The organism is Hyalangium gracile (genome assembly GCF_020103725.1).
Lineage (GTDB): Bacteria > Myxococcota > Myxococcia > Myxococcales > Myxococcaceae > Hyalangium > Hyalangium gracile.
The window spans coordinates 79,504-92,756 of record NZ_JAHXBG010000034.1 but is presented as its reverse complement, the minus strand read 5'-3'; the positions used below and the strand labels follow the sequence as shown (position 1 = coordinate 92,756).

The window sequence follows — 13,253 nt, the reverse complement described above, 5'->3', positions numbered from 1 at the left end:
CAGATCGTGATGGAGGCGATACCGGACCACCGATCCGGCGCCGCTCAGACCTCATCACGGGCTGTCGAAGCCGCAGCTCCAGCGGCTCACGACATATATCGAGGAGCACCTCGATGAGGACCTGTCGCTGGCCCGCCTGGCGGGCGTGGTCGACATCAGCGCCTCGCACCTGAAGACCTTGTTCAAGCGCTCCACGGGGCTGCCCGTCCATGAGTACGTCATCCAGCGCCGCGTGGAGCGGGCCAGGTCGCTGCTGATGCGGGGCGAGCTGCCCGCCGGCCAGGTGGCGCTCGAGGCAGGCTTCTCCCACCAGAGCCACATGGCGCGGTGCATGCGCCGCGTCCTCGGTGTGACGCCGAAGGCCGTGATGGCTCGCACGCGCGCGATGTAGGCCGGGAGGAGCTTTGGCTCCTGCCCTCGGTTCCCTGCTCCGAGCGGCCTGGACAGGGAGGCGCCCTGTGAGCGGACCGGTTCCCAACTGGTATGACAAGCAGACCAGTTCGGACAGACTGAGCCCGGCAGGGAGCAGACCGGACCTGGGAGCGAACTCGGGCCTCTCACTCCGCCCACCCGCCCCGCCCTGCTCTTCCAGCCGAGGCCGTGCGGCTGAGGCAGCGTCCCGGCAGCCTCAGCCGCAGTGGGCGCTCAAGGCAGCGGGGTCTGCACAGGCGAGAGGCGGTTCAACACCGTGCCCGTCCCCAGCTTGCCGGAGCTGTTGTTCCCCCAGGCCCAGGCGGTGCCGTCGTTGCGCCGAGCCAGCGAGTGGGAATCCCCGACGGAGATCGCGGTGAGGTTGGTCAGCCCCACCACCTGCACGGGAGAGGTGCGGTTGCTGGTCGTTCCATCTCCGAGCTGGCCGGAGCTGTTGTTCCCCCAGGCCCAGGCGGTGCCATCGTTGCGCAGGGCCAGCGAGATCGAGCTGCCGGCAGCCACGGCGGTGGCGTTGGCCAGGTTGAGCACCTGCACAGGGGTGAGACGGTCAACGGTCGCGCCATTGCCCAGCTGGCCGGAGGTATTGGTCCCCCAGGCCCAGACGGTCCCATCGCCGCGCCGGGCCAGCGAGTGGGAGTTACCCGCGGCGATCGCGGTGATGTTGGTCAGCCCCGAGACCTGCACCGCCGTGAAGCGGTTGGTCGTCGTGCCGTCTCCGAGCTGACCGGAGCCGTTGCTCCCCCAGGCCCAGACGCTGCCATCGCTCCGCAAGGCCAGGGAGTGAGCGCCACCCGCGGCGACGGCGGTAACGCCGCTCAGGCCCGTCACCTGCACGGGAGCCGCTCGGTTGGTGGTCGTCCCGTCTCCGAGCTGGCCGGAGCCGTTGTACCCCCAGGCCCAGGCGGTGCCGTCGTTGCGCACGGCGAGCGACGTCGAGAGGTTTCCCGAGATGCTGGTGATGCCCGTCAGCCCGGACACCAGCCCCGGCGTGGAGCGCGCGGTGCTCGTCCCATCCCCGAGCTGGCCGGAGGCGTTGTACCCCCAGGACAGGGCGGCACCATTGTTGCGCACGGCCAGGGAGTGGGCATTGCCAAGGCCGATGGCGATGGCATTGGCCAGCCCGGAGACCTGCACCGGAGTGGTGCGGTCGATGCTCGTCCCATCTCCCAGCACGCCGGAGAAGTTGCTTCCCCAGGCCCAGACAGCGCCATCCCCCCTCAGGGCCATCGAGTGGGAAGTGCCCGCGACGACGCCGACGATGTTGCTCAAGCTTGGTATCTGCACCGGGGTGACTTCCTGGATGGAGACTCCGATGCCAAGCTGGCCGGCGCCGGTATCGCCCCAGCTCCAGACGGCGCCGTCGGCTCGTACCGCCACCGAGTGGAACCTCCCCGCGTCCAGGGAGATGACACTGGCCAGCCCTGGCACCTGCACGGGAACGGAGCGGTTGGTGGTAGCCCCATCCCCGAGCTGGCCGGCGGCGTTGTTGCCCCATCCCCACACCGTGCCATCGCGGCGCATGGCCAGCGAGTGCCCATCCCCGGCGGCGACGGAGACGACCTCCGTGAGCGAGGAGACCTGAACCGGCGCGAGGCGCCGCGTGGTGGTGCCATCGCCGAGCTGGCCTGCGACGTTGTCTCCCCAGGCCCACACGGTGCCATCGCGGCGAACGGCCAGCGAGTGGCTGCTCCCGGCGGCAATGGCGATGACGTCCGTCAATGAGGAGACCTGGACGGGAACGAGCCGCCGCGTGGTGGTGCCATCGCCGGTCTGGCCGGAGGTGTTGTCTCCCCAGGCCCAGACGGTGCCGTCCTCGCGCAAGGCCAGCGCATGATTGCTGCTGCGGCTGCTGGCCCCCTCGCCCGCGATGGCAATGGCCGTGACGTTGGTGAGCCCGGAGACCTGCACCGGGGTATGGCGCTCCTGGGTCGTACCATCGCCGAGCTGGCCGACGCTGTTGGCTCCCCAGGCCCAGACGGTGCCATCATTGCGCCGGGCCAGGGAGGAGGAGTCGGTCGCCGCGATGGCGGTGATGTTGGCCAACCCCTGGACCTGGGCGGGAGCCGCGCGAGAGCTGGTCGTGCCGTCCCCCAGCTGGCCGAAGAAGTTCCCTCCCCAGCCCCACACCGTCCCATCCGACCGCAGGCCCAGCACATGATCGGCGCCGGCCGAGACAGCCACGAGGGCGGTCGGCCCCGGCAACCGGACGGGGACAGCGGAGATGTTGTTGGAGGTTCCAGTGCCCAGCTGGCGGTAGGCGTTGTCTCCCCAACCCCAGAGGGTGCCGTCGGCGCGGAGGGTCAGCGAGCAGGCGTCTCCGGCGGCCACCGACGGAGCGGGGCAGGTGTTGACAGTCACGGTGAAGGATCCGCTGGCGGTGCTCCCCTGCTCGTCGGCGACGCTCACGGTGATGACGGCAGGCGTGCCGGCCGGCATGCACAGCGGGGCCACCCACTGGTTCTCACTGGTGGTGTCCGTGCTCGTCGCGTTCCCCAGGGTGCCCGCGGAGGCGGACCAGGTGAAGCGCAGCTGGCGGGTCTCCACGTCCTGGGCCGTGACGCTGAAGGAGACAGTCTCCCCGCCCAGCACGACGGTGGCCGACTGGGTGGCCTGGGTGACCGACGGCGCGGTGTTGTCCGTCACGCCCGAGTCCGGGTTGCCACCGTCCGGAAGCGGCTGGAACCCTCCATCCGGATCGCAGCGCTCGGGATGGCGCAGACAGAAGTCGATGCCTTCCTGTTCGAAGTCGGCGCAGCCCACGAGTGAGGCGAGCAGCAGCCCCGTGACGAGCGACAGGAGGCGCCCTGGGTTTCTCATGACGCGGCACGATAGGAGTGATCCGCCAGCACGTCCATGACCCACGAGCCAGGGCCCAGGGGCTACAGCGACAGGACCTTCACGGGCGGTCGCGGGTGGGCGCACACAGGGGTGCACGGAGGCTCGAGCCCGAGCGCGGACCTCGCCTCCTGCGTCTCCGGACGGGCCCCGCTACCTGGCCGTGGCGCGGGGCCGCTCGCCGCGGCGCGTCGACACGTACACGCGCGAGGAATGCATGGGCCTCGAGTGCTGCTCCGGAGAACGGACGGGAGGCGCTGGCTCGTGGATAAGCAACTCCCGTCCGTCACGGCATCAGGGGAGCGGGATGAAGACCGGGCTGGCGCGCACGAACGCCACCCCGAGCTGACCCTCGGTGTTGCGGCCCCAGCTCCAGAGCGTGCCGTCGGAGCGCACGGCCAGCGTGTGGTACGACTGGCGCTGGTCCTCACGCCAGGCTCTGTTCTCTTCGACAGTGAGGAAGCGCGCGAGACACTGGAGCAGGCCTTGCGGCTCATGAATGAGGAGCTCAGCCCAGGACGGCTGCGGGTCGAAGTCTCACGGACCCTTCATCTCGCCGAAGTGGGGCTGGAGCCCTTGTCGTTCTCACCGGGGAAGATGCACTCGCTGATGCGCATCCTCGAGATGTCTCGCACCCACCCGGCTGGAGGCTCACCGGATGCCCTCGAGGTGCCAGTCATCTTCGCGGGCTGCCTGCTCGAGAAGGAGCCCCTGTTTCACGTGAGGCACCGGCCGCTGGGCCGGGTCACCCACATTCCAGGAGGCTTCAACACGGCGGAGAGCGCTGACGGCATCTTCCTGGCGGGGACTCATTGTGACCCGCGGGGGTCCCGGTTCAACTGGCCCGCCACCACGGTGGCACGCCTGCTGGCACATGAGTTGGGGCACTTCCTCGGCCTCTACCATTCCATCGAGCAGGACGGCACCGAGGACGCGCTGAGTGACACGGGCAAGGACAATGCCATGCACTTCAACCCGCTCATGAGCACCGCCAGGGGATTCAGCCCCTCGCAGTTCCAGGTGATGCGCCGGCATCCCATGGTAACCGCGCCGGCCGTTCACTGACCGGGGTTCAGCAGGTGGGTTGCCGAGGCGGACGGGGGTTACAGCGAGACACGCCAGGGCTCGGCGCCATGGGTGCCGTCATCCGCGCCTTGCCAGCGGGTTGCAGGAGCAACGCGTAGCAAAGCCTTGCTGATAGACTTGGAGCCCGGACCCCGATGGACCTGGAGACGCTCCATGACTCACAAGAGTGAACGCATCCTCGCGCAGGCAGCCCCCTCACCTCGCAGGTTCATGAGGCGCCTTGCAGTGCTCTCCGTCGCCGCGCTGATCGCACTGCCCGCGTCGAGCGCCCTGGCCCAGGGGGTTCAGCCCTCTGGCAAGCCCCCACCCAGCGCAGGCGGGCCCAGCGGGAACAGGCAGGAACAGCAGCCGCCCCCTCCACCAGAGAAGAAGAGCTCCGAAGAGTCGAGCAAGGGCAAAGGCAAGGGCAAAGGCAGTGCCGGCGAGTCGGGCAAGGGTAAGGGCAAGCGGCAAGGCCAGGCGCCGGAGTAACCCGGCCTGCCTTCTCGAGCAGGCCCGGGGATGCCTCAGTCGAGGCCGACCTTTCCCGGCGCCCAGTACGCCTTGGTCTTCGCCTCGGAGAGGGAGACGCCCCGGGCCTTGAGTCCCTTCCGGACCTCTTGGATGGCGGCCGCGCGGCCAGAGAGCACGAGGCGCTGGTGCGGAGCCGTGCGCACCGCCCCTTCCAAGGCGCTGACGAGTTCTCCGAGGTGACCGTCCTGAGGCGCGCGCTCCACCAGCGTCGTTGCGCGACAGCCCAGGCCGTCGAGCACCTCGCGCACGGCTCGGGCATCCGTCACTTCGAGCACCGAGGCACCGTTCGAGCCGTGGGCCCGTACGAGGCCCACGCTCGTCTCATCCCCGAAGATGACCCCAGGCGTCCGCTCGCCCACGACGAGCGAGCCTCGGGGCCCGAAGACCTGGACGCGGGCTCCGGCTTGAACGCTGCTCGCCCAGGCGGTGCCCGGGCCGTCTCCATGGAGATAGATGAGGAGCTCGGTCTCGCCCGCGTCGGAATCCCAGCGCGTCGGTGTGTACGCACGCGTGCCGGCCTCGGGGAGGAAGACCTGGAGCTTGTCCCCGGGCGTCCAGGAGACGCCGCGAAGCGCCGGGCTCGAGAGGACGAGCCGGCGGAAACGCGCGCCAAGGGGCTCCACCAGCGAGACCGTGGCCTCTCGAAAGATGAAGCGGCCCAAGACGCCGCCCAACACTGCCTTGGCTGAGGTCATACGCACCCCTCCTTCCACTCCCACGAGCCTACGAGGTGCTCGCGCTCGGATGGAGTGAAGAACTGTGAAGAAGCCCTGGGAGCGCCTAGCTCGCTCTTCTGCCCATGGCCTTGACGATGAACACCAAGGCCAGCAGCGGGATGAGCGCTGCCAGCAGGAAGCGCTCCCAGACGATCCCTGGCGCGGGCTCCTTCGGGCGCGCGGGGGCTGGGAGCGCGCTGGCAAGGCGCGCGGGGTCCACGAACAGGGGCTTCAGCTGCTCCAGCAGTGGCGCTGCCGCCTGCTCATGGAGCCGCTCTGCAATGCGGCGCGCGAGGCTCTCCAGGATGGAGTCCACCTCCGCCTCCGGAGGGCTGGCCAGGATCAACTCCGAGAGTCCAGAGAGCTCCCTCCTCGTCGGTACCCACTCCGAGGCCCAGTTCCGGGAGCACACCCGGAGGTACGCTTGCACGAGCTGTCCGGTCTGCTCCGCGCCAGCGTGCGCCTGGGCCAGGCGGAGCGCGGCCAGTCGCTCACTCCGCTGGCGCGGAATACTCGCGCCTCCCATGGACGGCTCGTCCAGGAGGGTGGTCAGCGTGGCCATGGCCTGCTGGAACTGCTCCAGGTGCCGTGCATGGGCGCTCTGGGCCAGCGCCTGCGCCAGCTCCGCCACGTCCGCCCCCGGAGCCACCTTCGAGCCGCGAGTGGCCTCGCGCAGGGCCGGCAGCGCGCTCCGGCTTCGAGCCTGGAGCAGCTCCACGGCCAGCGGCTCGGCGGTGCGCAGCGGCTCCCGCAGCGTGGCCAGCAGGGCCGGCACCACCACCGTGTCTGGCAGCGCGGCGATACAGCCCCTGGCCATTCCGCCGTCCGCTCCGAGCGCGGAGAGTGCCACCAGCAACCGCACCGCCAGGGCATCTCCGCCCTGGCACAGCAGCTCGGGGACAGGCGCCGCCGAGGCCCCGCGAAGCCCCGCCACCCGCGAGCCCGTCTTGGGCCAGGCCTGGTCCAGCATCTCCCGGGCGTGCTTGCGCAGCCGCTCATCGCCCGTATAGGCGGCCCGCACCAGCCCGCGCACCGCGTCGTCCACGGCGAGCGTGCCGAGCGCCCCCGCCACCACCTCCCGCACGTGGGAGTGAGGAAACGCATGGGGCACCGGGCTCTCGGGGAATTGCTTCCGGAGGGCTTCCACCCGAGGGGAGGCCTCCTGGTATGCCGCCTCGCGGGTGAGCGCCTCGAGCAGCACGGGCACCGCTTCCTCGCGGCCCACCCTGCCCAGCGCATACAGCGCCAGCAGCGGTGCCAGCGTCGAGGCGCGCTCGCCAGCAGGGCCTGCCTTCACCTCCTCGGCGAAGTCTCGTGCGAGCTGCTCACGGGTGTGGGCTGGCAGGGAGTCACCGCTGGAGAACGTGACGGCGGCCACCTGATCGACCGGCCCTTCGGAAGCGGCGAGCTGTAGAAGCAGCCCGGCACCGGGCGCCCCTTCGAACCCGTAACGGGAGAGGACTACCTCGAAGGCGTGGGCCGGCTCGTGCTCTTCGAGCGGGACGTCGATCGTGATGGGGACGCGGCCCCGGGGAGGGAGCGTCTGCCAGCTGGTGACCTGGAGCCTCTTCGAGAAGCGCTCCTGGGAGCCTCCAAGGAAGACCTCGAAGTCCAGCGGCCATACGGCCGCGGAGAGCTCGTTCTCCAGCTCCACGGTCAGCGCCAGGATCCGGTAGGGCTCATAGCTGTAGCGGTGAACCTTCTTCAGCCGCGTCTGGACCTCGCCGGTGACACTCCGGATGGCCACGAGGCCTTTCTCCCGCTGCAGCAGCAGGGGCGGCTCCGGCTCCAAGCGGCCACCGCCCGCGAGGGCCGCGCCAGGGAACGCGAGCGAGACGGCCATGGCGCAGAGGACGACCCGACAGGCAATGAGTTCGTAGCAGTCTCGGCTCATCGGAGGCTCGCGGATGATGAGCCAGGGACTCACTTCGCGTCAAAACCGGTGACGCTCATCCCTCAGGTCGCGTCGTCGACATGCAGGGCGAAGCCCGAGCGCTCCTTGCCCAGGTCCGCGCGAAGCTCGAGCGACGGGATGTGGTAATCGCCGTGGTTCTGGCGCCGATAGGGAATGGGCGGCTCGCTCATGATCGTCGCCAGCCTCCGCTCCAGCGCCGAGGCGGCCACCTCGAACCCGGCCGCATCGAGCTTGTCGGCCCGGTAGACGAGGAAGGGCCGCAGCACGTCGAAGCCGGGGAAGAACAACATCCCATGGTTGATGGGGAACAGCAGGTCCTCCATGGGCCCGTTGACGCCGCGCGGCCCGTAGTGCGAGGCCCAGCCCCCCACCGTGACACTCAGCATCGCCCGCTTGCCGGCCAGCATGCCCTCTCCGTAGCGGTCGCCCCAGTGCGTCTCGGAGTGCTCGCCGACCCCATAGCCGAAGCCATACGCATAGACGCGCTCGAACCAGCCCTTGAGGATCGCCGGCATGGAGAACCACCACAGCGGGAACTGGAGGATGAGCAGGTCCGCCCAGCGCAGCCGGTCCTGCTCCGCGACGAGCTCCGGGGCCTGGCGGCCGGTCGCGTAGGCCACGCGCGACGCCTCGACGGGGCGCAGCCGCTCGTCCTCGGCCAGTTGCAGGAAGTCGCCGCGGTCGAACACCGCCGACCAGCCGGCGCGGTAGAGATCGATGAGCTGCACCGAGTGACCGGCCCGCTCGAGCGTCGCCGCCGCGTGGCGTGCCAACGAGGCATTGAGCGAGCGGGAATCCGGGTGTGCAAGGACGATGAGCGTGTTCATGGGCGGCCTCCTTCGGTGGGTAGACCGTCTTGAGGTAGACCGGAGGCGATTTTGCCGGTACTCGCAAGAGACGCATGATGGTCTGCCGGAAAAGGGATAGATGACCGCCGCCCTCCAGCATCTGCAAACCTTCGTCCGTGTCGTCGAGCGTGGCAGCCTCAGCGCCGTCGCGCGGGAGCTCGGCGTCGGCCAATCGACGATCAGCCGCCACCTGCGCGCGCTCGAGGCCAGCGTGGGGACTCCGCTGCTCCACCGGACGACACGACACAGCGCGCTCACCGAGGCAGGCACCCGCTACTACGAGGAAGCCCTGCGCATCCTCGAGCTCGTCGACCGCGCTGGCGAGGCGGCCCGGGCCGCCATCGGCACGGCGGCGGGACGGCTGCGTGTCACCTGTTCATCCGCCTTCGGCATCCTGCATGTCACCCGGTGGCTGCTGGCCTTCCAGGCGAAGCATCCGGGCGTGAGCATCGATCTCAGCCTCACCGAGGAGCGCGCCGACCTCGTGCGCGACGGCTTCGACCTGGCGATCCGCATCGGTACCCTGCACGACAGCGCCCTGGTGGCGCGCAAGCTCGGAGATGCGCGACGTGTCGTCGTCGCCGCGCCAGCCTATCTGGCGCGCCATGGCACGCCGCGCCAGCCCGAGGAGCTTACCCGCCACAACGCCATCCGCTTCGCGGGCCGACCCGACATCGCACGGCTGGCGTTCACCGCCCCGGGCGGCGGCACGGTGAACGTCCGGCTGCAAGGCGACTTCGAGGTCAACCATGGGCTGGCGATCCGCGAGGCGCTGCTCGCCGGGCGCGGGCTGGCGGTGGCCCACTGGTGGCTGGTGGCCGACCTCGTCGAGCGCGGCGAGCTGGCCGTCGTCCTGTCGGACCACCCACTGGCGACCCTGCCGATCCACCTGCTCACCGTGCGCGGCGCGCGAGCCACCACCCGGCTGCGCCTGCTCGTCGACCACCTCGTCGCCGCCGCCGCGACCATCCCGGGGCTCGAGCGCGGCGGGCCATGACGCGGGCCGCGGCTCGATGGCTCAGCGGCCTGGAGCGCCACACCGCGCTGGCTTCACCAGCAGCCAGGTGCGCTTCTCGGTCTCGTACGCGGGCTGGCCGGGCCTCCGCTCGGAATCGAGCGCCGGACGCTCGGACTCGTTGAAGACGAGGTCGACCTCGAGATCGACCGGGTCTTCCGACTCCAGGACCTGAAGCGGCTGCATCGACTCTCGCGGATACAGCGCGAAGCACTGGCGGCCCACCGGCAGGAGGACCCGGTGGGTCTTCGTCGGCGCCTGCAGCTCGACTCGTCGAAGCGTGCGCCCGTTCTCGAGCAGCTCGACCTCGTGCAAGCCCGGTGGCAGCTCGAGCGTCAGATGTCCCATCGAGCCAGCAGCCTCGAGGTTGCCGGCGCGCAGCATGACGCGCCTGCCCTCGGGCACGAGCACATGCACTTCAGTGGGAACGCGGTGGGTGTACCACCACCGCACGGAGAACAGCACCGCCGCTGCGATCGCCACGGCCAACGCCACCACGACGACCGCCTCCAAGGTCCTCCTCATGGTCGGCATCTCAGCACCAGCATCGGTCCCTCGGCAAGCGAGCCACCCTGACGCTGTCGTCGTCGGGTGCCAGCAGGAATGACCGCTTCCAGCGTCCTCCCGATGACCACTGTCGAGCACAAACCCACGAGAAAAGAACTCCCTCGGGTTGAGTTCCAGGGGCATTGCCACTAGGGAAGCTCCCCATGCCCTGGGGATTGATCGTCGAGCCGAATGCCGCCTGTGCCTCGAAGTTCCAGAACTTGCTGGTGGAGGCGGGCCTCGATCCCGTCGTCGTTCAAGACGGCAAGGCCGCGAAGACCACGCTCCAGCAGCGCACGGAGGACCCCGCTGTCCTGATCACCGAGCTGTCCCTGGCGGGCGTCGACGGCTTCGAGCTGATTCGCGATCTGCGCAAGCGCTCGTCCAGCCCACGGATCATCGTGGTCTCCTCCTTCGTGAAGATGCGCAACGCGGCGCTCGAGAGGAAGGACCTGCTGGGCATCCAGGAGATCCTCGCCAAGGGCGCCCCCTTCGAGTCCTTCCGCCGGACCCTCTTCCGCGCGCTCGGACGCACGCTGCCCCAGGCGACCGCCGCCGCTGCTCTCCACGAGCGTTCCGCGCCCTCGCCTTCACCCGAGACTCCCCTCCTGCCCCCGCGTCTCCAGGCGGCCCCCAGCGTCAGCCTCTCCTCCGAGAGCGCCGCGGCCCTCGCCCGAGAGCGGGAGCGGCTGGCGAAGCTCGCCAGCCTGCACCTCGTCGATGATGGGCCGCCAGATGAGGCGCTCCAGAACCTCGTGCGGGAGACGGCGCAGACCTTCAACGTGCCCATCGCCCTCCTGTCGCTGGTGCTCGAGGACCGGCAGTGGTTCAAGGCGCATACGGGGCTCGGCGGCAAGCTGTTGGAAGAGCGCGGCACCGAGCGCGAAGTGGCGCTCTGCGCCCATGTGGTGGAGGCGGAGAAGGCCGAGCCCCTGGTGGTCCCGGATGCCGCCACCCACCCCGTGTTCAGCACCAACCGGCTGGTGCGTGAGGGCGTGTTCCGCTCATACGCGGGCGCCCCCCTCGTCACCCGCCAGGGCACGGTGCTGGGGACGCTGTGCATCCTCGACAAGAAGCCGCTGTCCATCACCGCCGAGCAGGTGGATGCGCTGATGGCCCTGGCGCGCCGGGTGGCCGGCGAGCTCGAGCTCGGCACCCAGCTCCGGAAGAGCCAGCGCTCGCTGGATGCGGAGCGCAAGGCCCACTCCATCGCGCGCCTGAAAGCCGACATCCTGGCGACCACGCTCGATGGCCTGGATGACGCGGTGATGCTCTTCGATCACCGGCGCATCATCCTCTACGCCAACGAGTTCATGGCCCTGCTGGCGGATCGCACCGTGTCCGAGCTGATCGGCCTGCACCGCGACGAGTTCATCCGCGCCTTCGCGGAGCGCTTCAAGGACCCCATGGACTTCATGCGGAGGGTGCGCATCCCCGCGGACGGCCCCTATGTGGGGCGAGAGGACTTCGAGCTCCAGCAGTTCCGGCGGCGCGTGGTCCGCTGGAGCTCTCGGCCGGTGGCGTTCGCCGATGGCAACTTCGGCCAGGTCACCGTCTATCGGGATGTGACGGACGAGATCGAGCTCTCCGAGGAGCTCGCGAGGAGAGCGGTGCCTGGCTAGTCACACAGCCAGGGCTTGATGTCGCAGGGGTCCGGCTCGCACAGCGACGGATCGGCGTCGCACGGATCGATGCCGCACTCGACCGCCGTACCGCTGTTGCGCGTCGTCCCGTCCGTGAGATCGCGAACCGTCACGTTCACACTGATGATCTGCCCCTGATAGGAGCAGGTCACCGACGTGGAGGAACCGGTGCCGCCCGTGCTCCACTGATAGGTGAACGGGCCGTCTCCCTTGGTGATGGCCGTGAGGGTGACGGACTGGCCCGGCTGGGGCTGCCAGTTGTTCGGCTCGACGTACAGCGAGTAGAAGCCACCAACCGCGCGGAAGGCGTTCACACGTCCCCACCCCGTCTTGCCCTGCGGGTTGTAGCCCTGCAAGGTGGACCGGAAGAGCCGGTCGCGCACCTGATCCCGGTTGAGGTGCGGGTACTTCGACCACACGAGCCCGGCGACTCCGGTGAGGAGCGCCGTCGCATTCGAGCTGCCACCGAAGTGCACCACGGTGCCGGGGAGCTTGCCCGTGCTCGGCGTCTCGCCGATGACGGCGCCGATGTCGGTGGTGTCGAAACCGCAGGCCGTCTCGTGGACCGTGTTGTCCTCCTTCAGGCCGGTCACGGAGATCACCTCGCCCATGTCCCCCGGGAAGATGCCCGTGAACGGACAGACGGACGTTCCCGCGGCCCCGAAGAAGAGGATGTCCCGGTTGTAGTAGTGCCCCTGGATCTCATCCGAGATGGCCTCGCTCCAGGTCGCCTGCCCCCACGCCATGGCGATGGCCCGCGCGCCCGACTCGGCGACGCTGCGGATGCCCCGGACGATGGGGTCCACCGGCGCGCCGATGATGCCTCCGATATAGACGTCATCGACGGCCCGCGACACCCGGAGGTTGGCCCTGTAGGCCACGCCCATGATGTTGACGCCATCCCGGGGGGCCGCGACGACGCCGGCCATGCGCGTTCCATGGTTGCAGGTGTCGTAATAGCTCGTGGGGTAATGAGCGAAGTAGGCCTGATCGCGCCCGGTGCTCCACCCGCCCTGGAAGTTGGGGTACCAGAGCTGGCTCTGCTCCATGAAGAGGCCCGTGTCCACGACGCCCACGGTCGTGCCCTGGCCCTGCGCCCCGCGGGCCCACGCGCGCTGGATCTCGAGGCGATCGTAGTTCCACGGGATGATGTCGCCGGACACCGGATCGGTGGTCGTGGCCAGGGTGTACGGGGTGCCGCCGGTCGAGTTGTTGTTACAGCCCGAGAGCGAGTCCATGAGCGTCACCTGGAAGCGGGCCGGCTCCACGTAGTCGACGAACGGCAGGCGCCGCACGCGCTCCAGGGTCTCGCGGTCCGCGATCTCCACGGTGAGGCGAGGCAGCTGATCGTCCTCGCTCAGCAGCTTGATGCCCTTCTGGGACAGGATGCCCTGGCGCGCCTGCGACACCTGCATGGGCTGGACGAGCTTCTTGCCGCGCCAGATGCCTCGGCGGGCGCCCGGGGCCTTGAGGCCGATGGTGGCGGTCCTGCCCGCCTCCTCGATCATTCGCCACGCTTCGTCGTCCGAGGCCATCACCGTGCTGCGGGGATCCGCGCGCGGAGGAACGTCCTCCTGCGCCGCCAGGGCCTCGCTGCCCGTCAGGGACGCCGAGGCCTGCGCCAGCGACTCCTCCTCCGGCATGGAATCCAGACAGCCGCTGGACAGCAGCAGCAAGGGCCACAGGAACTTCTTCATCTGCTTC

11 protein-coding genes are annotated in these 13,253 nt (G+C 69.6%); 4 read left to right on the top strand and 7 right to left on the bottom strand.

Going from position 1 to position 13,253, the window contains the following annotated elements:
* The first annotated feature begins 145 nt into the window (after window positions 1-145).
* A complete protein-coding gene (locus KY572_RS41840; RefSeq protein WP_224249360.1) occupies window positions 146-391 on the top strand; it encodes a helix-turn-helix transcriptional regulator in 246 nt (81 codons plus the stop codon).
* A 254-nt stretch (window positions 392-645) separates the two neighbouring features.
* Here KY572_RS41840 and KY572_RS41835 read toward each other — a convergent pair whose 3' ends face one another.
* On the bottom strand, window positions 646-3,249 hold the full coding sequence (locus KY572_RS41835; RefSeq protein WP_224249359.1) for an RCC1-like domain-containing protein: 2,604 nt from the start codon (window positions 3,247-3,249) through the stop codon (window positions 646-648).
* 312 nt (window positions 3,250-3,561) lie between these two features.
* Window positions 3,562-3,750 (bottom strand): RCC1 domain-containing protein, encoded by a 189-nt coding sequence (locus KY572_RS47565; RefSeq protein ID WP_263452428.1) that lies wholly within the window; start codon window positions 3,748-3,750, stop codon window positions 3,562-3,564.
* A gap of 12 nt (window positions 3,751-3,762) precedes the next feature.
* Here KY572_RS47565 and KY572_RS41825 point away from each other — a divergent pair, with 12 nt between their 5' ends.
* Window positions 3,763-4,332: a M43 family zinc metalloprotease gene (locus KY572_RS41825; RefSeq protein WP_224249358.1), complete on the top strand. Its 570-nt coding sequence runs from the start codon at window positions 3,763-3,765 to the stop codon at window positions 4,330-4,332.
* A 527-nt stretch (window positions 4,333-4,859) separates the two neighbouring features.
* Here KY572_RS41825 and KY572_RS41820 read toward each other — a convergent pair.
* The 3 genes from KY572_RS41820 to KY572_RS41810 all read right to left on the bottom strand — a co-directional run bounded on the left by KY572_RS41820 (window position 4,860) and on the right by KY572_RS41810 (window position 8,324).
* Window positions 4,860-5,561, bottom strand: a complete 702-nt coding sequence (locus KY572_RS41820; protein ID WP_224249357.1) for a siderophore-interacting protein — start codon at window positions 5,559-5,561, stop codon at window positions 4,860-4,862.
* 85 nt (window positions 5,562-5,646) lie between these two features.
* Complete coding sequence (locus KY572_RS41815; protein WP_224249356.1) at window positions 5,647-7,476, bottom strand: hypothetical protein; 1,830 nt, start codon at window positions 7,474-7,476, stop codon at window positions 5,647-5,649.
* Window positions 7,477-7,538: 62 nt separating this feature from the next.
* Window positions 7,539-8,324, bottom strand: coding sequence for an NAD(P)H-dependent oxidoreductase (locus KY572_RS41810; RefSeq protein WP_224249355.1), 786 nt, complete (start codon window positions 8,322-8,324; stop codon window positions 7,539-7,541).
* 100 nt (window positions 8,325-8,424) lie between these two features.
* Between KY572_RS41810 and KY572_RS41805 the strand changes: the two genes are divergently transcribed.
* Window positions 8,425-9,342: a LysR family transcriptional regulator gene (locus KY572_RS41805; RefSeq protein WP_224249354.1), complete on the top strand. Its 918-nt coding sequence runs from the start codon at window positions 8,425-8,427 to the stop codon at window positions 9,340-9,342.
* Between the two features lie 21 nt (window positions 9,343-9,363).
* Here KY572_RS41805 and KY572_RS41800 read toward each other — a convergent pair whose 3' ends face one another.
* A complete protein-coding gene (locus KY572_RS41800; protein ID WP_224249353.1) occupies window positions 9,364-9,873 on the bottom strand; it encodes a hypothetical protein in 510 nt (169 codons plus the stop codon).
* A gap of 197 nt (window positions 9,874-10,070) precedes the next feature.
* On the opposite strand from KY572_RS41800, the gene KY572_RS41795 reads away from it, so the two are divergent.
* Window positions 10,071-11,528 carry a GAF domain-containing protein gene (locus KY572_RS41795; protein WP_224249352.1) on the top strand — a complete coding sequence of 486 codons (1,458 nt, stop codon included), beginning with the start codon at window positions 10,071-10,073 and terminating at the stop codon, window positions 11,526-11,528.
* Here KY572_RS41795 and KY572_RS41790 read toward each other — a convergent pair.
* A complete protein-coding gene (locus tag KY572_RS41790) occupies window positions 11,525-13,246 on the bottom strand; it encodes a S8 family peptidase (protein WP_224249375.1) in 1,722 nt (573 codons plus the stop codon). The genes KY572_RS41795 and KY572_RS41790 overlap by 4 nt on opposite strands.
* Between the last annotated feature and the right edge of the window lie 7 nt (window positions 13,247-13,253).